The sequence below is a fragment of the Paenisporosarcina quisquiliarum genome, from assembly GCF_043641925.1.
Lineage (GTDB): Bacteria > Bacillota > Bacilli > Bacillales_A > Planococcaceae > Paenisporosarcina > Paenisporosarcina quisquiliarum_A.
Genome location: NZ_JBHZRU010000005.1, coordinates 29,443 through 52,172 on the forward strand (window position 1 = coordinate 29,443; position 22,730 = coordinate 52,172).

At 37.5% G+C, this 22,730-nt stretch carries 20 protein-coding genes and 1 other annotated feature; of the genes, 17 read left to right on the forward strand and 3 right to left on the reverse strand.

The genetic code is table 11. From position 1 onward, the window contains the following. Positions 1-27: 27 nt before the first annotated feature. Complete coding sequence (hpaB, locus tag ACHUE4_RS05390; protein WP_394188350.1) at positions 28-1,476, forward strand: 4-hydroxyphenylacetate 3-monooxygenase, oxygenase component; 1,449 nt, start codon at positions 28-30, stop codon at positions 1,474-1,476. 160 nt (positions 1,477-1,636) lie between these two features. Here the strand turns inward: hpaB and mnmM are convergent, their stop codons facing one another. Further along, positions 1,637-2,200 (reverse strand): tRNA 5-(aminomethyl)-2-thiouridylate-methyltransferase MnmM, encoded by a 564-nt coding sequence (gene mnmM / locus ACHUE4_RS05395; RefSeq protein WP_394188351.1) that lies wholly within the window; start codon positions 2,198-2,200, stop codon positions 1,637-1,639. 155 nt (positions 2,201-2,355) lie between these two features. Between mnmM and ACHUE4_RS05400 the strand changes: the two genes are divergently transcribed. The 8 genes from ACHUE4_RS05400 to ACHUE4_RS05435 all read left to right on the forward strand — a co-directional run bounded on the left by ACHUE4_RS05400 (position 2,356) and on the right by ACHUE4_RS05435 (position 11,886). Continuing rightward, a complete protein-coding gene (locus ACHUE4_RS05400; RefSeq protein WP_394188352.1) occupies positions 2,356-3,549 on the forward strand; it encodes an MDR family MFS transporter in 1,194 nt (397 codons plus the stop codon). A gap of 313 nt (positions 3,550-3,862) precedes the next feature. Further along, positions 3,863-5,206: a sigma-54 interaction domain-containing protein gene (locus ACHUE4_RS05405; RefSeq protein WP_394188353.1), complete on the forward strand. Its 1,344-nt coding sequence runs from the start codon at positions 3,863-3,865 to the stop codon at positions 5,204-5,206. 235 nt (positions 5,207-5,441) lie between these two features. Next, on the forward strand, positions 5,442-6,131 hold the full coding sequence (locus ACHUE4_RS05410) for a CoA transferase subunit A (protein WP_394188354.1): 690 nt from the start codon (positions 5,442-5,444) through the stop codon (positions 6,129-6,131). 18 nt (positions 6,132-6,149) lie between these two features. Further along, positions 6,150-6,806 carry a 3-oxoacid CoA-transferase subunit B gene (locus ACHUE4_RS05415; RefSeq protein WP_394188355.1) on the forward strand — a complete coding sequence of 219 codons (657 nt, stop codon included), beginning with the start codon at positions 6,150-6,152 and terminating at the stop codon, positions 6,804-6,806. Between the two features lie 24 nt (positions 6,807-6,830). After that, the gene (locus ACHUE4_RS05420; RefSeq protein ID WP_394188356.1) at positions 6,831-8,168 is read left to right on the forward strand and encodes a GntP family permease; all 1,338 of its coding nucleotides are present in this window, start codon (positions 6,831-6,833) and stop codon (positions 8,166-8,168) included. 51 nt (positions 8,169-8,219) lie between these two features. Next, positions 8,220-8,987, forward strand: a complete 768-nt coding sequence (locus ACHUE4_RS05425) for a 3-hydroxybutyrate dehydrogenase (protein WP_394188357.1) — start codon at positions 8,220-8,222, stop codon at positions 8,985-8,987. Positions 8,988-9,032: 45 nt separating this feature from the next. After that, positions 9,033-9,253, forward strand: a binding site (T-box leader). A 54-nt stretch (positions 9,254-9,307) separates the two neighbouring features. After that, positions 9,308-11,722 carry a leucine--tRNA ligase gene (gene leuS, locus ACHUE4_RS05430; protein WP_394188358.1) on the forward strand — a complete coding sequence of 805 codons (2,415 nt, stop codon included), beginning with the start codon at positions 9,308-9,310 and terminating at the stop codon, positions 11,720-11,722. Continuing rightward, positions 11,722-11,886 carry a hypothetical protein gene (locus ACHUE4_RS05435; RefSeq protein ID WP_394188359.1) on the forward strand — a complete coding sequence of 55 codons (165 nt, stop codon included), beginning with the start codon at positions 11,722-11,724 and terminating at the stop codon, positions 11,884-11,886. Before leuS ends, ACHUE4_RS05435 begins: the two co-directional genes overlap by 1 nt. A gap of 799 nt (positions 11,887-12,685) precedes the next feature. Here the strand turns inward: ACHUE4_RS05435 and ACHUE4_RS05440 are convergent. Continuing rightward, positions 12,686-13,972 (reverse strand): BaiN/RdsA family NAD(P)/FAD-dependent oxidoreductase, encoded by a 1,287-nt coding sequence (locus ACHUE4_RS05440; RefSeq protein WP_394188360.1) that lies wholly within the window; start codon positions 13,970-13,972, stop codon positions 12,686-12,688. A 112-nt stretch (positions 13,973-14,084) separates the two neighbouring features. On the opposite strand from ACHUE4_RS05440, the gene ACHUE4_RS05445 reads away from it, so the two are divergent. Both ACHUE4_RS05445 and ACHUE4_RS05450 read left to right on the forward strand, forming a co-directional pair. After that, positions 14,085-15,683, forward strand: coding sequence for a putative polysaccharide biosynthesis protein (locus ACHUE4_RS05445; RefSeq protein WP_394188361.1), 1,599 nt, complete (start codon positions 14,085-14,087; stop codon positions 15,681-15,683). 12 nt (positions 15,684-15,695) lie between these two features. Further along, entirely contained in the window at positions 15,696-16,409 is a 714-nt protein-coding gene (locus tag ACHUE4_RS05450; protein WP_394188362.1) for a pseudouridine synthase, read from the forward strand. Positions 16,410-16,478: 69 nt separating this feature from the next. Here the strand turns inward: ACHUE4_RS05450 and ACHUE4_RS05455 are convergent, their stop codons facing one another. Beyond that, entirely contained in the window at positions 16,479-16,700 is a 222-nt protein-coding gene (locus ACHUE4_RS05455; protein ID WP_394188363.1) for a DeoR family transcriptional regulator, read from the reverse strand. A gap of 336 nt (positions 16,701-17,036) precedes the next feature. Here ACHUE4_RS05455 and pepV point away from each other — a divergent pair, with 336 nt between their 5' ends. The 6 genes from pepV (at position 17,037) to trmB (ending at position 22,674) form a co-directional block, all read left to right on the forward strand. Next, entirely contained in the window at positions 17,037-18,425 is a 1,389-nt protein-coding gene (gene pepV, locus ACHUE4_RS05460; RefSeq protein WP_394188364.1) for a dipeptidase PepV, read from the forward strand. A 123-nt stretch (positions 18,426-18,548) separates the two neighbouring features. After that, positions 18,549-19,400: a D-amino-acid transaminase gene (gene dat / locus ACHUE4_RS05465; RefSeq protein WP_394188365.1), complete on the forward strand. Its 852-nt coding sequence runs from the start codon at positions 18,549-18,551 to the stop codon at positions 19,398-19,400. Positions 19,401-19,497: 97 nt separating this feature from the next. Continuing rightward, complete coding sequence (thpR, locus tag ACHUE4_RS05470) at positions 19,498-20,046, forward strand: RNA 2',3'-cyclic phosphodiesterase (RefSeq protein ID WP_394188366.1); 549 nt, start codon at positions 19,498-19,500, stop codon at positions 20,044-20,046. 3 nt (positions 20,047-20,049) lie between these two features. Further along, positions 20,050-21,021, forward strand: coding sequence for a nuclease-related domain-containing protein (locus ACHUE4_RS05475; RefSeq protein ID WP_394188367.1), 972 nt, complete (start codon positions 20,050-20,052; stop codon positions 21,019-21,021). Continuing rightward, complete coding sequence (locus tag ACHUE4_RS05480; RefSeq protein ID WP_394188368.1) at positions 21,018-21,935, forward strand: diacylglycerol/lipid kinase family protein; 918 nt, start codon at positions 21,018-21,020, stop codon at positions 21,933-21,935. Before ACHUE4_RS05475 ends, ACHUE4_RS05480 begins: the two co-directional genes overlap by 4 nt. An 82-nt stretch (positions 21,936-22,017) precedes the next feature. Further along, positions 22,018-22,674 (forward strand): tRNA (guanosine(46)-N7)-methyltransferase TrmB, encoded by a 657-nt coding sequence (trmB, locus tag ACHUE4_RS05485; protein ID WP_394188369.1) that lies wholly within the window; start codon positions 22,018-22,020, stop codon positions 22,672-22,674. Positions 22,675-22,730 lie beyond the last annotated feature (56 nt).

Here is a 22,730-nt window from a genome sequence, read left to right on the forward strand (position 1 = left end):
TTTATGCTGACCAATGGGAGTGAAATAATGGGAGCAATTAATGGGAAGAAATTAATCGACCGTTTGAATGAATTGGGAAGCGAAATATGGTTCGATGGAGAAAAAGTTACAGGGAAGATTTCAGAGCATCCTGCATTCAAGGGGATTCTTGAGACAAAAGCATCTTTGTATAACATGCAGTTTGATTCCAGTCTTTCAAATGAAATGGTGTTTATTTCACCTAGTACTAATAAACCAACGGGACTTTCATATTTACAACCTAGAACAAAAGAAGATTTAGTAAAGAGAAGAACAATGATGGAGCATTGGGCAAGATTGACCAAAGGAATGATGGGGAGAAGTCCAGATTATATAAACTCTGTTTTAATGGCTTTTGCTTCTTCTGCTTCATATTTAAATGGAAGAGAAAAGTGTTTTCCAGAGAACATTCAGTCTATTTATGAATTAGCCATGAATAAAGATTTAACATTCACTCACACATTTGTTACCCCTCAAGTAAACCGGTCTTCCTTAAATTTTTATTCCTCAAAGGAACCAATTTCAGCAAAAGTAATCGATCAGAACGAACACGGGTTAGTCATAAAAGGTGCTCGTCTACTAGCTACTCAAGGGGGCATAACGGATGAAGTTTTAGTTTTTAGCACCCCCAGTTTTTTCTTAGATGAGGATGAAGCATATGCTTTCTCAATTCCATCAAATACCCCAGGGTTAAAATTTATTTGCAGGGAATCTTTTGTTGGTGGTGATTCCGCCTTTAATTATCCACTTAGCTCGAGATTCGAAGAAATGGATTCTCTTGTTGTCTTTGATAATGTGTTGGTCCCATGGAACCGCGTATTCTATTATGGAAATATAGAAGTATCGGCGAAATTTCTGATAAAAACTTCTTTTCATTGTTTTGCTTTACATCAAACCATAAACAGACAAATTGTGAAATCCGAGTTCATGTTAGGGCTTGCTCAACTTCTTGTGGAGATTATTGATGTATGCGAATATCAGCACATTCAAGAAAAACTATCAGAATTTATTATTGGACTGGAAACAATGAAAGCACTTCTTGAGAAATCTGAGCATCACTGTAAATTAGATGAATTTGGAACGATGCGTCCACATCTACCTCCTCTTCAAATTGCGAGTAATATTTTTCCTAGAATTTATCCTCGATATTGTGAAATCATCCAATTAATTGGTGCAAGTGGTATGGTGACTTTGCCCACTGAGAAGGCAATTAATTCTTCAATCGGCTCTGATATTCACCAATATCTTCAAGGCTCAAACACAACTGCCGAAGAGCGTTTAAAGATATTCCGATTGGCGTGGGATTTAACAATGAGTTCATTTGGCACAAGACAAATTCAATACGAAAGGTACTTTTTTGGAGATCCCATACGGTTGTCTAGTGCACTATATAATACGTATCCAAAGGAGCAATACGTAAACACCGTTTGTGAATTTCTTGATATCAAAAATGAATAAAACTGTTCGAAGCTGGGATTTTTAATTCTTATTAAAAGAGAGTTGTTCATTTTACTGTTCTTCAATGCTTGTTTTAGGAAAGCGCATGAAACAATGTGATTTTAATTTTTTATAGCCTAATAAAATCTAATGGAATCTAGGTAGTCTAGTCCATTAGATTTTAAATTTGCTTAGTTTTTTCTAATGCTAATATAAACGGTGCATGATTTACTTGATTTATAAATTCATATTTTAATACCTGAATCGAGGATTGGGGCAGTTCACTGACATACTGGAGTAGGGCATCACGTTCAATATCTCCACCTTCGTGTCCATGGTAGACAACAATAACGATTATTCCACCAACTTTAAGTAAATTGAGACAAGCTTCAATTGCCATGACAGTGGTATCAGGTCTAGTAATGGTGGAATGATTCGCACCAGGCAAATACCCAAGATTGAAGACAGCGGCTGAAATTTCTTGATTTACATATTTGGGTATGTGTTCATGTCCGTCAAGAATGACGGATGTTTGATAACTAAATTCTATAAGTTTTTGCTTTGTTGAATTAATCGCAGATTGTTGTATGTCAAAAGCGTAGACATGGCCAGTTTTCCCAACTAGTTTAGCAAGGAAGAGGGTATCATGCCCATTTCCTGCCGTACCATCAATCACAATGTCACCTTCTGTAATAGTTTTTCGTAATAAAGTTTTTGAGTAGGAAAGAACTCGTTCTAAAATCATTCGGTTTTCACTCCTTTAAAAAGAAGTTTACCATGATTTCATTGACTAGCTAATGTCTATTAATTTCGGAATAATCTTTGTATTTAAGACATCTTGTTGTCCTTCATTAAATAGAATACAATTATTTTGGATTTCGAAATAATGGAGGAAGAAAGATGCCGAAAAGTGTTTGGCTGCTAATCATTGGAATGCTTGTAAATGTTACAGGTAATTCATTTTTATGGCCTTTAAATACAATATATTTGCATGATCACTTAGGGAAAAGTTTATCGGTCGCTGGCTTAGTATTAATGGCTAACGCAGGAGCGGGTATCATCGGTAATTTACTCGGTGGTTATTTATTCGACAAAATTGGTGGTTACAAATCAATCATGCTAGGAATCACCATAACCATTATTGGATTAACTGGTCTGACGATCTGGCACGGTTGGCCACATTATGTCTGGTTTCTTACCATCATGGGTTTTAGTGGGGGAATTGTTTTCCCAAGTATGTATGCGATGGTAGGTACTGCTTGGCCAGAGGGCGGACGAAAAGCATTTAATGCCATTTACCTTGCACAAAACTTAGGTGTTGCAATTGGGCCAGCGGTTGCTGGTGTCATAGCCGATTATAGTTTTGACTATATATTTGTTGCTAATCTAGGCATGTATGTAGTGTTCTTCTTTATTGCATTAATAGGATATCGGAAATTTAATATAGCACCTGATAGACATACTTCAGTTATTAATGAAGGGAAAAAGATTAAAAATAAAGCACCATTTTATGCATTGTTAATTGTAACAAGTGGCTATCTAATTTGTTGGTTAGTTTACGTTCAGTGGCAATCGACCATTGCGACATATACGCAAGAATTAGGTATTACACTGAAACAATATAGTCTGTTATGGACAATCAACGGGTTACTAATTTTAGCTGCACAACCTATCATACAGCCGATTGTGAAACGGTTAGAACATCGAATTAAAGCTCAATTAGTATTGGGAATTGTTATTATGATGATTTCGTTTGTTGTAGTAGGTTTCGCAGATGCATTCTCAATGTTTGTCACGTCAATGGTTATTCTTACTATTGGTGAGATGTTTGTTTGGCCAGCTGTGCCAACATTAGCTAGTCAATTAGCGCCAAAAGGTAGAGAAGGTTTCTATCAAGGAATTGTAAATAGTACAGCTACGATTGGAAGGATGCTAGGCCCATTCTTCGGTGGCGTGCTAGTAGACCTATATGGAATGACCGCAATGTTCTTAATATTAACGACATTCATGGCATTAGCCATCATTCCAAGTCTTTTATATGATCGACCACTAAAGAAAGTGGAAAATCTTAAAGAGGATTCTCCTTTCAGATAGTAACTAAGAACTTAGAAATTTAATTTAAGACTAAGTTAAATGTTAATTTTTTTCTCATTTTGAGATATGGAACAAAACATCGGAGACTCCAGCGGGATGAGCGAAGTGCCGAAATCCACTCGGACGCTAAGGCCGAGTTAGTTCGGTGCAAGCCCGCGGAAAGCGCAGATGATTTGTGGAATATCATCAATCCTATTTAATCTTAACTTTTAATCTTTAACGGAGAGTCCTCAATAGACTCTTCGTTTTTTGCATATTTTCAGATACTTTGGGAAAATAGAATAGAACGAATCGTGAGGTAGGGTGAATCAAAATGAAATCTGTTTTTCAACAATTACCGGAATCTGTACTGACTCAAATTCTTGAAAATGCTTTTCAATGGTTTGTAGTGGTTGATAAAGAATGCCGTATTCTATATATCAATGAAGATTATTGCCGTTTCTTAGAAGTTCCTAGAGACAAAGCCATTGGTCAACCGGTTGATCAAGTCATTGAAAATACTCAAATGCATGAAGTAGTTAAGTCAGGTAAAGCACATGTGGCTTCGCCGCACTATATTAAAGGCACGTACATGCTAGCTAACCGTGTGCCATTAATTGTAGACGGAGAAATTGTTGGAGCTTTCGGGAGCGTGGTTTTCCGAGATATGACAGATTGGAAAAAGCTAAGTTCGCATGTTCGGACCACGATGGATAAAATCACGATGAATTCCAATGAATCTAATCAAAGATCATACCGATTAGAAGATATTAAAGGAAGTTCACAAGCGATTCGCTCGATAAAAGAAACGATTCAAATGATTGCCCCAAGTGATTTATCCGTTTTAGTAGAAGGAGAAAGTGGAACGGGTAAGGAACTATTTGCTCAAAGTATCCACGAACGTTCGGAACGATCTGATTTGCCGTTTGTCAAAATTAATTGTGCCGCGATTCCATCTGAACTACTTGAGGCAGAAATTTTTGGTTCTTTTTCGGAGTCAAAAAATCAATATCGCAAAGGCCGTTTTGAACAAGCTGACAATGGAACCCTTTTTATTGACGAAATAGGAGCAATGCCACTTACGATTCAAGCCAAACTACTTCGCGCTATTCAAGAGGGAGAAATAGAGCCGTTAGGTGCTCAACAAAACATTCGTGTAAATGTACGAATTTTGGCTGCAACAAATAAGCCATTAGAAACGCTGATCGAGCAAGGGAAGTTTAGGGAAGATTTGTATTACCGTATTCAAGCTATTACTTTACGCATTCCCCCGTTGCGTGAGCGAATGGAAGATTTTACGGAACTTGCAAATACTTTTTTACAGCAATACATATTAAAAGCTGGGAAACGTAGACTTGTATTAGCCAGTCAAACGAGAGATTATTTACAAGCCTATCATTGGCCAGGAAATGTTCGAGAATTACAAAATGTTATTCAAGCTGCTGTTTATTTAGCAGATAATGAAACCATTGAACCTTCTGCATTACCTGATACACTCAAGCAACATCGTGCGAATCAGTTTAATGAATCCAATAATCTGCAGGATGCAATTGAGCAACTAGAACGGTCCATGATTCAAGAAGCACTGGGTATCGAAGATGATAAAAAAGTGGTGGCTAAGCGTCTTGGATTAAGCAGATCGACACTTTACGAAAAAATAAAAAAATATAACTTATGACCTATTTCCGAGAATCTGGACTTAATTCCGATAATCCGGACTATTAAAATACATGAAATAACCAAAGATAAAAACTATATTGCTATAAAATCCGAAATTTCGGACAGAAATGGGGTAAAACTGGACAAAATGTTGTCACAACTGCTATTGCGTGAATAGTAAGGTTCTGTTTTAATAGCTAGTGAAAGCGCTTTTATACAAAAATTCAAACGATTTCTTGTAAGGAGGAAAACCCATGAAGCCAATCTATTCTTCTGCAGAAGAGGCTGTACAACAAATTCAAGATGGAGCCACATTAATGGTCGGTGGTTTCGGACTTGTAGGAATACCAGAGACGTTAATTTTAGCTTTAGTTGAAAAAGGAGTTAAAGATTTAACGGTCATTTCAAATAATTGTGGCGTAGACGAATGGGGTCTTGGACTTTTATTGAAAAATAAACAAATAAAAAAGATGATTGGTTCATATGTTGGTGAAAACAAAGAATTCGAGCGCCAAGTATTATCTGGCGAAATCGAAGTAGAATTGACACCACAAGGAACTTTAGCAGAAAAAATCCGCGCTGGCGGAGCAGGGATTCCAGCGTTCTTTACACCTGCAGGGGTTGGGACAACCGTTGCTGAAGGCAAAGAAATTCGTGTGTATGATGGAAAAGAGTACGTTCTTGAAGAAGCTTTACGAGCTGATTTTGCACTTGTTCGTGCAGCGAAAGCTGACAAGTTTGGAAACTTAGTCTATAACAAAACGGCGCAAAACTTTAATCCGATGATGGCTGCTGCTGGTAAATTTACGATTGCAGAAGTAGAAGAAATTGTTGAAACGGGAGATATTGATCCTAATACCGTTCAAACACCTAGCATCTATGTGCAGGGGATTCTACAAGCGAAACAAGAAAAACGGATAGAGCGACTAACGACGCGTTCATAGAATAGGAGGAGACAAGCTATGGGAACAGTAAATGTCAGAGAGCGTATAGCAATTCGAGCAGAACAAGAGATCGAAGATGGAAACTATGTCAACTTAGGTATCGGAATGCCAACATTGGTTGCGAATTACATTTCACCTAATAAGACTGTGGTTCTTCAATCAGAAAATGGTCTATTAGGTATTGGACCATATCCTACTGAAGATGAAGTGGATCCAGATTTGATTAACGCAGGTAAAGAAACAGTTACCACGATTCCAGGATCAGCCTTTTTCACAAGTGCAGAATCTTTTGGCATGATTCGTGGAGGGCATGTGGATGTTGCCATTCTAGGTGGTATGGAAGTATCTGAAAACGGTGACCTTGCCAACTGGATGATCCCAGGGAAAATGATTAAAGGTATGGGTGGAGCTATGGATTTAGTTCACGGTGCCAAAAAAATCATCGTGATCATGGATCATGTTGCAAAAGACGGTTCACCAAAAATTAAAAAGCAATGTGATTTACCGTTAACAGGTAAGGGTGTGGTTAACAAAATTATTACGGAACGTGCACTGATTGAAGTAACACCTAATGGTTTAGTTTTGAAGGAAGTTTTCGAGGGATTCACTGTTCAAGACGTCATTGATTCTACAGAAGCTTCTTTAAATGTTGATGATGTAAAAGAAAACGTCTAATAAAATTTCGGGGGAAATTTATTCATGGATACTAGTGTTGTATTGAGCATGATCGGACTTATTGGTGGACTTGCTTTACTAATCTTTTTAACACTTAAAGGTGTTAACATTCTAATTGGCGGACCTATTTCTGCTTTATTCGTAGCTGTAATGAGTGGATTGCCTTTATTCCCTCAGTTAGTTGAAGAAGGTGCGGCAAACTTTGTTACTAGTTATATGACAGGTTTTACATCATTCATTTTAGCTTGGTACCTAATGTTCTTACTAGGAGCTGTTTTCGGTAAAGTAATGGAAGACAGTGGAGCTGCCGATTCAGTAGCTAAATGGTTTGTTGGCAAGTTAGGTATGAAGTATACAGTTCTTGCACTTGTATTAGCTTGTGCTGTTTTAACTTACGGTGGAGTTAGTTTATTCGTTGTAGCATTCTCGGTTTATCCGATGGCTATTTCATTATTTAAACAAGCAGATTTACCACGACGTTTTATTCCAGCTACATTAGCTTTAGGTTCTGTAACGTTCACAATGACATCAGCAGGTTCTCCAGAAATTCAAAACTGGATTCCAATCCCATTCTTGGGTACAAACCAGTTTGCTGGATGGGAAGTTAGTTTAATTGTTGCTGCATTCATGGCTGTGTTTGGTTACTGGTGGTTGAAGAAAATTATCAACAAAGCTGTTAATAAAGGTGAACGCTTTATCGATCGTGAAACGGATCCAACATTTGACGTTACACGACCATTACCAAATCCTTTCTTAGCAATGATTCCATTATTAGTCGTACTTATTATTTCATTCATCTTCCATGATTCATTAAAGCAATCAGCTTTAATTGTTGCTTTACTAGGCGGTATTATTGCCACATTTATCGTTAGTTGGAAATACTTTAAAGCTCCTTGGGAAGCAGTTTCTGCTGGTACAATCGGTGCGATTATCGCAATCGGTAATACAGCTGCAGTTGTTGGTTTCGGTGGAGTTGCTAAATCCGTACCAGCATTCCAAGTAGCGGTTGATGCAATGACAAACATTCCTGGTTCTCCGTTAATTGGGGCGGCCGTAGCGGTATCTGTTATTGCAGGTATGACCGGTTCAGCTTCTGGTGGTCAAGCAATTGCGTTACCATTATTGGCTCCTGGATATATGGATGCAGGTGTTAACCCTGAAGCGTTACACCGTGTTGTAGCCATTTCATCTGGTGCACTTGATTCACTTCCACACAATGGATATGTTGTTACGACAATTCACTCTATCTGTGGTGAGAAATATAGTGCAGCTTACTGGGCTGTAGCGGCAACAACAGTTGTAACACCAGTTATCGGTGTTATTATTGCCATCGTACTATTCTCATTCGGCTTTGGACTTTAATTAATCAAATTCAGCCGCCTCGTGCGGCTGATTTTTTTGGAGGGACATATAATGGTAAACGACAAAGTTTTATTTATCACAGGTGCTGCACAAGGAATTGGTTTTGAAATTGCACGTGAATTTTCTAAAGCAGGTGCAAAGGTTGTCTTAACTGATTTGAATGAAGAAAAAGTGAAAGAAGCTGCTGCATCTCTAGGTTCTGACGCGATTGGTTTGAAATGCGATGTTACAAAAGAAGAAGATATTATTCAATCAATTGATGCAACAATTGCTCATTTTGGTCGACTGGATATTTTAATCAACAATGCTGGGATGCAACATGTTGCCATGCTTGAGGATTTCCCGACTGAACGTTTTGAATTACTCATTAAGATCATGTTAACAGCTCCATTTATTGCCACGAAAAATGTTCTTCCACATATGCGAAAACAAGGTTTTGGACGAATTATTAATATGGCCTCAATTAATGGATTAGTTGGATTTGCAGGAAAAGCAGCTTATAATTCTGCCAAACATGGTGTCATCGGCCTAACAAAAGTAGCTGCACTAGAAACTGCAGCCGATGGAATTACGGTCAATGCCGTTTGTCCTGGTTACGTAGATACGCCACTTGTTCGCAATCAGCTTCAAGATTTAGCGACTACACGTAAAGTTCCACTTGAGTCTGTTTTAGAGGAAGTTATCTATCCGTTAGTTCCTCAGAAACGATTATTAGATGTAAAAGAAATTGCTGACTTGACTCTATTCTTATCGAGTGAACAAGCAAAAGGAATGACAGGGCAAGCAGTCGTCTTAGATGGTGGATATACTGTTCAATAAATTCTTGTGCTTTTTCCATACTTCGATTACAATGAAAAACAATAGTGTTTGACCGTGAAGAGGAATAGTAAATAATTTTGTGTTTGTAGAGAGCTGACGGTTGGTGAAAGTCAGTATCACAATTTATCGAACTCGCCTTGGAGTCAGCATTGGTGAAGGAATAGTAACCGGTGCCGTTTTCCGCGTTAAGGAAACAAGTTGAGCAATTGTATGATTGCTAATTTGGGTGGTACCGCGGGAGTATGCGTATAACTCTCGTCCCTTAGTCTTTTTTGACTATTGGGACGAGAGTTTTTTTATTTTCAAAAGGAGGAAAACACATGAACTTTAATCATCAACAGATCGAACAAAAATGGCAAGCTTATTGGGAAAAAAATCATACTTTTAAGACAGGGGAAGACGCATCAAAGCCGAAGTTTTATGCATTAGATATGTTCCCATTTCCTTCAGGTGCAGGGTTACATGTTGGACATCCAGAAGGCTATACCGCAACCGATATTCTAAGCCGATTTAAACGCATGCAAGGATACAATGTATTACATCCGATGGGTTGGGATGCATTCGGATTACCTGCAGAGCAATATGCTTTAGATACAGGAAATGACCCTGCAGAATTTACAGCGAAAAACATTGCAACATTTAAACGTCAAATTCAAGAACTTGGATTTTCGTATGACTGGGACCGTGAAATCAATACAACGGATCCTTCCTACTATAAATGGACGCAATGGATTTTCCTTCAGCTTCATAAAAAGGGATTAGCTTATGTTGACGAAGTAGCTGTAAACTGGTGCCCAGCATTAGGTACTGTTTTGGCGAATGAAGAAGTAATTGACGGGAAATCTGAGCGTGGAGGACATCCAGTAGAAAGACGCCCAATGAAGCAATGGATGTTAAAAATCACAGCTTATGCGGATCGTTTAATTGAAGATTTAGATGACTTGGATTGGCCGGATAGCATTAAAGATATGCAAAGAAACTGGGTTGGACGTTCTGAAGGTGCAGAATTAACATTTAACATTGCCGATACAGATCATTCATTCAAAGTCTTTACAACTCGTCCTGATACGATTTTCGGGGCAACTTACGCAGTTCTAGCACCAGAGCATGCATTAGTGAAAGAGATTACAACTTCTGAGAATAAAGAAGCAGTTTCAAAGTATATCGATTCAGTTAAATTGAAAAGTGATTTAGAACGAACGGATCTTGCAAAACACAAAACTGGTGAATTTACTGGTGCATACGCAGTAAACCCAGTTAATGGTGAAAAGATGCCAATCTGGATTGCTGACTATGTTCTTGCAACGTATGGTACGGGAGCAATCATGGCGGTACCAGCACATGATGAGCGGGATTATGAATTTGCTACGCAATTTAATTTGCCAATCGTTGAAGTTGTCGAAGGTGGCGATATTCAAAAAGAAGCTTACGCTGGTGAAGGTGCACACATCAATTCGGACTTCTTGAATGGCTTGGAAAAAACAGAAGCGATTGAAAAAGCCATTGCATGGTTTGAAGAAAACGGTACAGGAGAAAAGAAAGTAACTTATCGTTTGCGTGACTGGTTATTTAGTCGTCAACGTTATTGGGGTGAACCGATTCCAGTAATTCACTGGGAAGATGGTACAATAACTGCTGTTGAAGAATCTGAACTTCCTTTAATTCTACCGAAAGCAACAGATATCAAACCGAGTGGAACTGGTGAATCACCACTAGCTAAAATTGATGATTGGGTAAATGTTGTTGATCCAAAAACCGGTATGAAGGGTCGTCGTGAAACGAATACAATGCCAAACTGGGCAGGAAGCTGCTGGTATTACTTGCGTTATATCGATCCTAAGAATGATCAAGCAATTGCAGATCCAGAATTGATAAAACAATGGTTACCTGTGGATATCTATATCGGAGGAGCAGAGCATGCTGTGCTTCACTTGTTATATGCTCGTTTCTGGCACAAAGTATTGTACGATATCGGTGTCGTTCATACAAAAGAACCTTTCCAAAAGCTATTTAACCAGGGCATGATCTTAGGTGAAAATAACGAAAAAATGTCTAAATCAAAAGGGAATGTCGTGAACCCAGATGATATCGTAGCAAGTCATGGTGCAGATACATTACGTCTATACGAAATGTTTATGGGACCACTAGATGCATCGATCGCATGGTCTGAAAATGGCTTAGACGGAGCTCGTCGCTTCTTAGATCGCATTTGGCGATTGTTTATGAATGAAGACGGTACTGTTAGCAATAAAATCGTTGATTCTAATGACGGAACGCTAGAAAAAGTCTATCATCAAACTGTTAAAAAAGTGACAGAGGACTATGAAGGAATTCGCTTTAACACAGCTATTTCTCAAATGATGGTATTCATAAATGAAGCCTATAAAGCGAAAGCAGTGCCAATGGAATATGCAAAAGGATTTGTTCAAATACTAGCACCAGTAGCCCCTCATTTATCTGAAGAATTGTGGGAAAAATTTGGTGGCACTGAGACAATTTCATATGTGCAATGGCCAATATTTGATGAGTCCAAGTTAGTTGAAAATGAAATCGAAATGGTGATTCAAGTTAACGGTAAGGTTCGAACGAAGATTGTCGTGAGTAAAGATCTTACAAAAGATGAACTTGAAAAAGCTGTTTTGGCTGATGAAAAAGTCAAAGAAATTCTTGAAGGCAAAGAAATGAAAAAACTAATCGCCATTCCAGGTAAATTAGTTAACATGGTCATTGTGTAATGGAAGCGATTCATGTCGTTGTCATCATTGTCATAGCAGCATTTTCATGGAAGCTCTTTAGTATCCTCCGTCAAGATGAAATATCTAAAGGCGGTAAAAGGATGGCAATTAGTTTATATGTCTTTACTCTAATATCATTAGCAGTTGCGCTTTATTTCGGCTAAATATTGAAAAATCCTCTTATCTCATGAAAATTGAGATAAGAGGATTTTTTTCTGTTTTGGTGAATGTTCGCTCAGTTAGAAGTATGGCGATCTTGGTTAGAATTTTAACGGTCTCAGTTCGAAAAAACACATTCTTGGTTAGAATTATCGCCATCTCAGTTGTAATTGTCCTCAAAGCCTGATCTCAGACGAAGGCAACCTAACAGGAAAGGCTGCGAAAGTGAAACGTGTAGCCCAAATTAGCCCTGCCCGCTCCGCTTGGCAGGTGTTTCTGTGAGAGAATATAGTCGCTAAGTTAGAGATTTCGCATTCTTGGTTAGAATTTTAGCGTTGTCAGTTAGAAAAATAGCATTCTTGGTTAGAATTATCGCCATCTCAGTTGTAATTGCCATCAAAGCCCGATCTCTGACGAAGGAAACCCAACAGGAAAGGCTGCGAAAGCGGGGCTTGCAGCCCCAATTAGCCCTGCCAGTTTCGCTTGGCAGGTGTTTCTGTTGGTGAATGTTCGCTCAGTTAAAGATTTCGCATTCTAGGTTAGAATTTTAGGGTTCTCAGTTAGAAATAAGCCATTCTTGGTTAGAATTATCGCCATCTCAGTTGTAATTGTTATCAAAGCCCGATTGTTGAAGAAGGTTATCTAACAGGAAAGGCTGCGAAAGTGAAGCGTGCAGCCCAAATTAGCCCTGCCCGCTCCGCTTAGCAGATATTTCTGTGAGTGAATGATTGCTCAGTTACAATAATAAATAAGAAAACCCGTCAAAGTGAAAACGCCACTTTAACGGGTTCAAATGTTGTTGACTTAATAATTTACTGGTACATAAGGAAAAGTTTTAGCATGTTGAGCTGCACTCATGCCAGCTATTTTTCCTGTTACCAAGGCGGCAGTTATATTGTATCCACCTGTGTAGCCATGAATGTCTAAGATTTCTCCACAGAAATAGAGGCCATTCTTTTTCTTTGACGCCATCGTTTTTGGTTCGATTTCTTTTACGGAAACACCACCACCGGTAACAAAAGCTTTTTCAATTGGCTGGGTACCGTTTACTTCCATCGTAAATGAATTAAGTAATAAAGCTAAATTACGCACTTTTTCATTCGGTAATGTCGCGCCAATATCATTTCCATCGATGCCCGCACGTTGCAGTAGGAATAATAACCAGCGTTCAGGTGCGACACCTTTCCATACGTTTTTGATTGCTTTTTTAGGTTCGTCTTTCATCATTTTAACGAGCATTTGAAAAGCAGATTCATTATTTTCGGCAGGTAGCGAATCGATGACCATTTGTACTGGTTTTTCTCCATTTTTCATACGTTCTTTCACTACGTATTGACTACAACGAAGAATAGCCGGTCCACTTAAACCGAAATGTGTGAACAACATGTCCATTTGATGTGTCACAAGGATTTTTCCTTTTTTATTTAAAACGGACACAGCCACATCACGTAAAGCTAATCCTTGAAGTTCTTTTGATCGGATGAATTTCTCATCTGAAAGTAGGGGAACTTCCGTTGGATACAAAGTCGTTACTGTATGGCCTGCTTGTTTAGCCCATGGATATCCGTCACCTGTGGAACCCGTTTGGGGAACTGCTTTTCCGCCCACAGCGAGAACTACGGCTCTACTTAAAATTTCTTCGCCACTTTTAAGACGAACACCAGTTATTCTTTCATCATCCATTAAAAGTTTCGCAACAGGTCTTTCAAATAAAACCTCTACCTTTAATTTATCTAGTTGACGAATAAGGGTATCAACGACATCCTGTGCTCGGTTGGAGACAGGAAACATACGTCCGTGATCTTCCTCTTTTAATTCAACACCTAAGCCTTCAAAAAACGTAATAATGTCTTCGTTATTAAAAACAGAGAAGGGGCTATATAAAAATCGACCGTTACCAGGAATATGCTTAACGATTTCTTCTTGAGATAAACGATTAGTTACATTACAGCGACCACCACCTGAAATGGCCAGTTTTTTACCTAGTTTTGTTCCTTTTTCGAGCAATAACACTTTTTTACCTATTTCGCCTGCAGCAATTGCAGCCATCAATCCAGAGGGTCCGCCTCCAACAATAATTACATCGTACATGTGTCCACACACTTTCTATTTCTTTTTCTTTATTATAAACCATTTGTGGTTTTGATGTCTGAGGAGTAAAATACCTTGTAGATTGTAAAATTTAGAAGTCAGGAAGTAACTCATGTCAAATAATTTATTTAAAGGAACAGCCATTTTAACACTTGGTTTGTTTCTCTCAAAAATACTCGGTGTAATTTACATCATTCCATTCTACGCAATGGTCGGAGAAGATAATATTGGTCTCTATCAATATGCTTATATTCCATATAATTTGATGCTGGCAGTGGCTATTTCAGGAGCTCCATTAGCTTTTTCCAGATTTGTATCTAAATATAATACACTTGGTGACTTTCACACTGGACGTAATTTATTGAGGTCCGGATTGCTAACAATGATGGTTACGGGCTTTTTATCATTCCTTTTCTTATATTTCTTTGCAGAGCCTTTAGCTGCATTATCTATTGACAAGGATGAAGAAATTTACTCGGTCACTGATGTTAAAGAAGCAATTCAATGGGTTAGTTTTGCTTTAATTGTTGTGCCATTTATGAGCTTATTAAGAGGATTCTTCCAAGGGTATAGCTATATGATGCCCACAGCTGTATCACAATTAATCGAACAAATTGTTCGTATCATTTTCTTACTTGGTGGAGCCTTTGTAGTTATTAATTTGATGGATGGATCACCAAAACTAGCTATTCAAGTGGCTGTATTATCCGCTTTTGTCGGTGCAATCGGCGGGTTAGTTGTCCTTTATTATTATTGGAAACGTAAAAAACCAGAATACGATCACTTGTTAACAACTTCGACCACATCACATGATGTGAGTTTAAAAGATATGTATAAAGAAATTCTTGTCTATGCTGTGCCTGTTGTTTTCTTAGGGGTTGCTAATCCATTATTTCAATTTGTGGATTTATTAACGTTTAATCGTGCGATGGATTCCGCGTTAGATTTTGATTATTTAGGCGTTTTAAACCTTACAGCTCACAAGTTAGTAATGATTCCGGTTATGCTTGCCACTGGTTTTTCTATGGCACTTATTCCATTAGTAACAAAACATTTCACGATGAATGAACATGAACAGTTATCACAAACATTGGATAAAACATTCCAAGTATTGTATTTCTTAACTTTGCCAGCTGTAGTCGGAATGACGGTCCTCGCTAATGAGTTGTATCATTTCTTCTATAAACCAAGCGAGATTGGTTCAGATATTCTTGCGCATTATTTACCAGTAGCCATCTTGTTTAGTTTATTCCCAGTGACTGCAGCAATTTTACAAGGAATTAATCAGCAAAAATGGATTATCTTGAATTTATTAGTCGGATTATTAATTAAACTAGCAATAAACATTCCATTGATTAATCTATGGGAAACAAATGGTGCAATAGCCGCAACCATTATTGGGTATAGTGTAGCTATTTTCATGAATTTTGCGGTACTTGTTACTACTCAAAACTACCGATCTAAACTATTAGTAAGAAGAATCATACTAATTACTGCTATCAATGTGTTAATGCTATTTGCAGCAGCACTAACTAGAATGTTATTGATCCAATTCATGCCAGCCGAATCAAAACTTTCTGCCTTACTCATTATATTGATCGTAGGGGTAGTAGGTGGTCTCGTATATGGAGCAATTAGTATACGTCTAGGAATTGCACAAAAACTATTTGGTGAACGTTTAACGAAGTATACAAGGAAATTTGGTTTTTAAGGTGGGACATCTATGCGGCTAGATAAACTTTTATCCAATATGGGATATGGCTCTAGGAAAGAAATAAAAATAATCGTAAAATCTAAGGCAGTAGAAGTTAATGGGAAAGTCGCAAAAGATGTATCGATGCATGTAGATAGTGAAAAGGATGACATTCTCATCTCAGGAGAGAAGGTAATTTACACAGAGTTTATTTATTTAATGATGAATAAACCTCCTGGCGTCATTTCAGCTACAGAAGATAAAAAGGATCAGACGGTAATTGATTTACTTGAGCCTATCGATCAGCATTTTCAACCGTTTCCAGTTGGTAGATTAGATAAGGATACAGAAGGCTTACTACTTATTACAAATGATGGTCACTTAACCCATCAATTGTTGTCACCCAAAAAACATGTGCCAAAATTATATTTCGCTGAAATTGATGGAATGGTTACTGAGGAGGACATCGCGAAGTTTAAAGAAGGTGTTATTCTTGAAGATGGTTATTTAACGAAGCCTGGTGATCTGACAATCCTGCGAAGTGGCGATACATCAGAGATTGAATTAATCATTACTGAAGGTAAATTTCATCAAGTGAAAAGAATGTTTGAAGCAGTTGGAAAGCGTGTGACATACTTAAAGCGCTTGAAGATGGGATCACTAGAATTAGATTCAACACTAGAACTGGGTCAATATAGACCATTAACTGAAAAAGAGTTAGATGAACTAAAGCCAAAGGACTGAATATAAAACCCAAAAACACAGCTTACACTCGAAAGAATGAGTGTAAGCTGTGTTTTTTATACAGGATTTCTAAGATGTCATTCTTACTCGCTTACTCGTCGTTGTCCATCTGCCTCGACTTGGGCTGCTAATTAAGTCATTAAAGGCCAACACGTTCAAATCTCTTTGAACGGTGCGAGGAGTGATGCCGAATTCATCGACTAGATCTTGTGTCGTGACAATTCCATGATCTCGAATGTACATATACACATCTTTAATTCGATTGAGCATCCGATCAGTAGTTGGTTTCATTTGTAGAACCACTCCTTCATCTTATGTTCTCTTGGCAAAGACTAGCGGACGACATGAAGTTTCTAATAGAAACAGGTGCTTAAGTAACTTGTCTTAGACATCCCCTTTTCTATATTGTTCGTCAAATGGTAATCTGACAATTCAATTATAACGGATTATCACTATTTTCTCTATAAATATCTCTAAATTTAACGAAATCTTTACATAAACATTACCAATATGACCGAACGATACAATCAAATTTATGAATATCATTCGCTTTATAGAATTTCTACTACTAATTTTTAGAGAAAAGTGTAGAATAGCTTTAAGTAATATGGAGGGTGGTTTTTTCGAATGGATTGGATGAAAGAAGCACAAAATCGACAAGATGAATTAATTTTAGACTTACAACAACTTATACAAATACCAAGTGTGTTAGATGAGTCATTAGCTACTAAAGATTATCCATTTGGACCTGAACCATATCGGGCTTTAAAATGGTTACTTGATAAAGGTGAAAAAGAAGGAATGATCGTTAAAGATGTAGATCATATGGCTGGACATATCGAAATGGGTGAAGGAGAAGAAATTCTTGGCATTTTGGGTCATGTAGATGTGGTTCCTGCAGGAAATGGCTGGACATACCCACCATTTGAAGGAACGGTAGTAGGGAATAAACTATTTGGTAGAGGATCTATTGATGATAAAGGTCCGACAATGGCTGCATGGATGGCTATGAAAATGGTGAAGGATGCTGGTATCCAATTAGACAAGCGTGTACGTTTAATCATTGGGACGGATGAAGAAAGTGGATTCCGCTGTGTGGAGCAGTACTTCCAAAAAGAAGCCATGCCAACCATTGGCTTTGCGCCGGATGCGGATTTTCCAATTATTAATGCTGAAAAAGGTATCTCAACTCTCCGTTTTTCATTCCAAGCTGAGAACACGAACGAGGATATTAAATCGTTTGCATCTGGGAAGCGAACGAATATGGTACCAGATTTTGCAGAAGCCGTTTTGATACATGATGATCCAAACATTGGTAAAACATTTGAGCAGTTTTTGCTTACCAATAAAGTCAAGGGATCTGTCATTCCTAAACATAACGAGTGGCACTTTACGCTAGAAGGTAAATCAGCACATGCCATGGAACCTAATGATGGCGTGAATGCCGCGATATATCTTGCAAAATTCCTTGCAGAATATGTAACATCAACGGGTTCAAAGAAATTTATCGATTTTCTAGTAAATACTTTTTGGAATGATTCGAGAGGAAATGCCATTGGATTAGCATTTACCGACGAAATGTCTGGTGATACTACGCTAAATGCAGGTGTCATCGCTTTTGATGGGAAGACGGGTACTGTTGATGTTAGCTTACGCTATTCGGTAAGTTATTCATTTGAAGAGAAATTGACCCAATGCCAAACAGCTGTTAATGAACAAGGAATCGCAGTAGATGTACTGTCCAACTCAAAACCTCATTACGTGGATGAGTCGGAAGAGTTAATTCAAAGCTTAAAGAAAGTATATGAACGTCAAACGGGTGAACCCGCAACGTTGCTAGCTATTGGTGGCGGAACATATGCAAGAGTGTTAGAAAAAGGTGTGGCATTTGGGATGTTATTCCCTGGAGAAAAAGATGTTGCTCATCAACTTGATGAATTTGTAGATATTCAAAACCTCTTAAAATCTGCAGCGATTTATGCGGATGCAATTTGTGAATTAGCTGCTAAAAAGTAAAGCTATGATACACGATAAATGTGAGAATCTATTTCGATAATGAATTTATAGAAGCTACATTTTTTATTGGAATTAATAAAATAACCTCAAAAAATAGAGTAATACATGAAAGAAGGATTTAGCATGTCAATCATTTTATGGAACAACCAATTAATAAATGAAGAAGAAATCAATATTTCAAAAGAAGATCGTGGCTATCAATTTGGTGACGGGATTTATGAGGTCATTCGTGTTTATGATGGTTCCATGTATACAGCAAAAGAACATATTGATCGGTTATATGAAAGTGCCGACAAAATTAGACTGATCATTCCGCATACAAAAGATGTTTTCCACAAAATGATGTATGACTTGATTGAAGCAAATGAGGTTGTTACGGGACAGGTGTATGTTCAAGTAACTCGTGGTGTATCTGCTAGACAACATCAATTTCCTTCACCTTCAGTTGAATGTGTGATTACAGCTTATACAAAAGAAGTAGCACGTCCTGTTACACAAATGGCAAACGGTGTTTCAGCTAAAACAGTGGAAGATGTACGGTGGTTACGCTGTGATATTAAGAGTTTAAATCTACTTGGAAATGTACTCGCTAAACAGGAAGCGCATGATGAGGGATGTTTTGAGGCTGTATTACATCGAGGAGATGTAATTACAGAAGGGTCATCTTCGAATATGTATGGCATACGTGGCGGCGTCCTTTATACGCATCCGGCAACAAATTACATATTAAATGGTATTACCAGACGAGTGATTTTAGAATGCTGCGAAGAAATTGGATTACCTGTGGTAGAAGAAGCGATGTCATTAACGAATTTATATGACCATGAAGAATTTTTCATGTCTTCAACGACGGCTGAAATATTACCGATCATTATGATTGATCAAAAACCAATAGGAACTGGTTTACCAGGAAGTTGGACTACCAAGTTACAAGCTGCATTTGAAGCGAAAATAAATAAAGCAGTTCATGCTTAAAAAGGCATCCCTCTTTTTAGAGGGATGTTTTTATTTACTGTTTTTTTATTGTGAGCTACTGTAAACTAATGGTACTAAGACTGGTGGTGTCAAGCTCATGAATCAGCATTATTTTGTTGGCATATCAGTGCCAAAACAACAGACAATTTCTTTAATAAAAGCAGCGCATGAAATGGAATTAAAGAACACACATAAAATAGTGGTGGCTTCAGAAGATATGCACATTACTTTGATGTATTTAGGGGCAGTTAACCCTCATCAAATGAATGAACTTATCAAATTTATGGAAAGTGCATCGAAATGTCATTACCCGTTTGAGATTCATTCTACTTCTGTGCGGGTATTTGGCAATGAAGAAATTCCACGAGTAGTTTACGCAAACATTGAAGAAAAGCAGGAGTTACATTCTTTACACACAGATTTATCAATAGGTGCTACTGAAAAAGGACTCCGGTTAGATAAAAAACCTTTTATACCTCATATCACATTAGCGAAAAAATGGAGCGGTTTTGGACAGATGCAATCTATTATTTCGTTTAATGATCCAATTTCTTTTACTGTCGAAGAGTATTCATTGTTTGAGATTCATCCAAACCAAAGTCCAAAATACAAATCCATTGCCACTTTTCAACTAGGAGATAGATAAATTATGGCGCAACTCGTAAAACTTCAAGATTATATATCACGTTATCAACGAGATTTGAAGAGATACCCAACTCAATTTGTGAGACTTAAAAAAATTCAGTGGGAACGCATGAAGACGGAATGGGAAACCGGTGCGGAAGTCCCTCACTGGGAACACGAGGAAGAAGTGGAGACGTTTGAAAAAAAGGGTTGGTTCAAGCGAATATTCGATAAGAAGAAAGAGCAGGAATTAGCTTGGGAAGAAAGTTCAATAGAATTAGAAACGCAAGATGAGGAAGAAGATGACAGTGGTTTTCATTTTGAACCTAATATTGTGTATACCCCTCAAAACTTAGAAGATTTAAAACGTATGTATATGGATCAACTTTTCCATTTTCAATTAAAGTGGGCAAGTTCAACACTTTTGGAAAAATCCCATGTAGATCCTAAGTTTTTACGTGACAGCCTGTTACGACAATTAACTCAAAAACTACCTGATAATTATTTATTATTTTACTATCCGATTTTACAATTAAAAAATGCTCCTCTAGAGTTGGATATTTTGTTATTAACACCTACTGAAGCCTTATGCATTAAAGTGTTAGAGGAAGAAAACATGGCAGCCTTCATTGGAAGCGGTGATCGCTTTTGGGTAAAAAAAGTGGGGAAAGCGGAGAAGAAAATTTTGAATCCAACCATTGGTCTAAATCGAATGGAAACGATACTTACTCAAATATTTAAACGAGAAGAAATTGAATTGCCAATTAAAAAAATAATCGTTTCCCGAAACGGCTATATCGATTTTCCAGGTTCAACTTATGGATTCCAGTTTATAGACAAACGTAAGTTTCCTGAGTGGTTTACGCAACTAAAGAGTACAAATTCGCCAATGAAACATATGCAACTAAAAGCAGCTCAAGCAGTATTGGGGATGGTTCAAACCACATCTTACCATCGTGTTGGCTGGGAAGTAGATGTTGAGGAAGATCCATCATGAGAGTAACTTTTATTATTAATCCCCTTGCTGGAAACGGCAAGGCGGAACGAAAATGGCAGACTTTTAAAGAAGGATTAGACTTTCCGTATGAGTTTTTCCTGACAAGGGCTGCAAAAGATGCAACTGCAATTGCTACAGATGTTTCGAAAGATAATGAGAAGAACCATTTAATCATTGCTTTTGGAGGAGATGGTACCGTTCATGAAGTAATCGAAGGGTTATTGGATACTGATTTTTCGATTGTTGGAGTTGTAGGAGCGGGATCCGGAAATGACTTCGGTCGCGGTTATGTTGCTTTTAAAACACCAGTTGAAATTAATGAATATGTTAGGTCAGAGAAAAACCATCAAATGATGGATATTGGGATCATTCAAAATAAGAACCTACCTTATTATTTCGTTAACAATGCAGGATTAGGCTTTGATGCTTTTGTGGCATTTAAAGTGAATCAATCTCCTTTTAAGAAATGGTTAAACCAATTTGGGCTTGGTAAATTAACGTATACATATTTTGTGATTTATACATTACTGACGTTTAAGAGATTCAATCTTTCAATTTCCACAAAATCGGATCAACTAGAATTTAAAAATGTGTGGTTTGCTACTGTAAGTAATCAGCCTTATTTTGGTGGTGGAATGAAAATCTCTCCAACATCTAATCCTAGTGACGGTTTGTTAGAGTTAACAGTCGTTCATGATCTTTCAAGATTAAAATTATTAGTGGTGTTTGCTACTGTCTTTTTTGGAAAACACACGAACTTTAAAGAGGTTCATCAAATGCAAGCTCCTTTATTCAAATTATCGACAGATACATCAGTCTACCGACATACTGATGGAGAATTTGCTGGTTTAACCGAGCCATTCATTGAAGATGAATTTAATGTGCAACAGGAGAAATGGAGACTGGTACAATAATTCTCAACTTGACGAAATTGACTAGATTGGTAATAATGGATTGTCATATATAAATGTAATAACGAAAGTAGGAAAGTATCAAATGAGATTACGTCATAAACCATGGGCAGAAGATTTTATTGCAGCTCATCCAGAAATAGTCATTGCAAACCCAGAAGAACATAAAGGTAAATGGCACGAAGTATTTGGGAACAATCATCCCCTTCATATAGAAGTAGGTACAGGAAAAGGACAATTTGTTACTGGGATGGCATTAGCCAATCCTGACATAAATTATATCGGTATCGAGTTGTATGATAGTGTTATAGTTTGTGCAGTTGAAACAATTTTAGAAGCAGGGGACGTTCCAAACTTAAGATTATTAAAAGTAAACGGAGCAGACTTGCATAAGTTCTTCCAAAAGAACGACGTGAAACAAGTTTATTTAAATTTCTCTGACCCTTGGCCAAAAACTCGTCATGCAAAAAGAAGACTAACACATGAAGAATTCTTAAAACTTTATGAATCGATTTTAGTGGATTTTGGTGAAATACACTTTAAAACTGATAATCGTGGTTTGTTTGAATTTTCACTTCTAAGCATGTCTTCATACGGCATGTTACTTAAAGATGTGTCATTAGATCTTCATGCTAATCCCCCTGAAGGTAATGTAATGACTGAGTATGAAGAAAAGTTTTCTGCCAAAGGGCAACCGATTTACCGTTTAGAATCCCAATTTGTGAAAAAGGAAAGCCTCTGATTTCAGAGGCTTTTTTTGTTATACTGATAAGCAAGTAAGATTAAGGATATTAGAAA

Excerpts from the sequence above, each read along its gene's own strand:
- pepV (WP_394188364.1), top strand. The coding sequence starts at position 17,037 with ATGGATTGGATGAAAGAAGCACAAAATCGACAAGATGAATTAATTTTA.
- ACHUE4_RS05455 (WP_394188363.1), bottom strand. The coding sequence starts at position 16,700 with ATGAAACCAACTACTGATCGGATGCTCAATCGAATTAAAGATGTGTAT.
- thpR (WP_394188366.1), top strand. The coding sequence starts at position 19,498 with ATGAATCAGCATTATTTTGTTGGCATATCAGTGCCAAAACAACAGACA.
- ACHUE4_RS05480 (WP_394188368.1), top strand. The coding sequence starts at position 21,018 with ATGAGAGTAACTTTTATTATTAATCCCCTTGCTGGAAACGGCAAGGCG.
- ACHUE4_RS05440 (WP_394188360.1), bottom strand. The coding sequence starts at position 13,972 with ATGTACGATGTAATTATTGTTGGAGGCGGACCCTCTGGATTGATGGCT.
- ACHUE4_RS05475 (WP_394188367.1), top strand. The coding sequence starts at position 20,050 with ATGGCGCAACTCGTAAAACTTCAAGATTATATATCACGTTATCAACGA.
- ACHUE4_RS05450 (WP_394188362.1), top strand. The coding sequence starts at position 15,696 with ATGCGGCTAGATAAACTTTTATCCAATATGGGATATGGCTCTAGGAAA.
- leuS (WP_394188358.1), top strand. The coding sequence starts at position 9,308 with ATGAACTTTAATCATCAACAGATCGAACAAAAATGGCAAGCTTATTGG.
- dat (WP_394188365.1), top strand. The coding sequence starts at position 18,549 with ATGTCAATCATTTTATGGAACAACCAATTAATAAATGAAGAAGAAATC.
- ACHUE4_RS05400 (WP_394188352.1), top strand. The coding sequence starts at position 2,356 with ATGCCGAAAAGTGTTTGGCTGCTAATCATTGGAATGCTTGTAAATGTT.
- ACHUE4_RS05405 (WP_394188353.1), top strand. The coding sequence starts at position 3,863 with ATGAAATCTGTTTTTCAACAATTACCGGAATCTGTACTGACTCAAATT.
- mnmM (WP_394188351.1), bottom strand. The coding sequence starts at position 2,200 with ATGATTTTAGAACGAGTTCTTTCCTACTCAAAAACTTTATTACGAAAA.
- ACHUE4_RS05410 (WP_394188354.1), top strand. The coding sequence starts at position 5,442 with ATGAAGCCAATCTATTCTTCTGCAGAAGAGGCTGTACAACAAATTCAA.
- ACHUE4_RS05435 (WP_394188359.1), top strand. The coding sequence starts at position 11,722 with ATGGAAGCGATTCATGTCGTTGTCATCATTGTCATAGCAGCATTTTCA.
- ACHUE4_RS05425 (WP_394188357.1), top strand. The coding sequence starts at position 8,220 with ATGGTAAACGACAAAGTTTTATTTATCACAGGTGCTGCACAAGGAATT.
- ACHUE4_RS05445 (WP_394188361.1), top strand. The coding sequence starts at position 14,085 with ATGTCAAATAATTTATTTAAAGGAACAGCCATTTTAACACTTGGTTTG.
- ACHUE4_RS05420 (WP_394188356.1), top strand. The coding sequence starts at position 6,831 with ATGGATACTAGTGTTGTATTGAGCATGATCGGACTTATTGGTGGACTT.
- ACHUE4_RS05415 (WP_394188355.1), top strand. The coding sequence starts at position 6,150 with ATGGGAACAGTAAATGTCAGAGAGCGTATAGCAATTCGAGCAGAACAA.
- trmB (WP_394188369.1), top strand. The coding sequence starts at position 22,018 with ATGAGATTACGTCATAAACCATGGGCAGAAGATTTTATTGCAGCTCAT.
- hpaB (WP_394188350.1), top strand. The coding sequence starts at position 28 with ATGGGAGCAATTAATGGGAAGAAATTAATCGACCGTTTGAATGAATTG.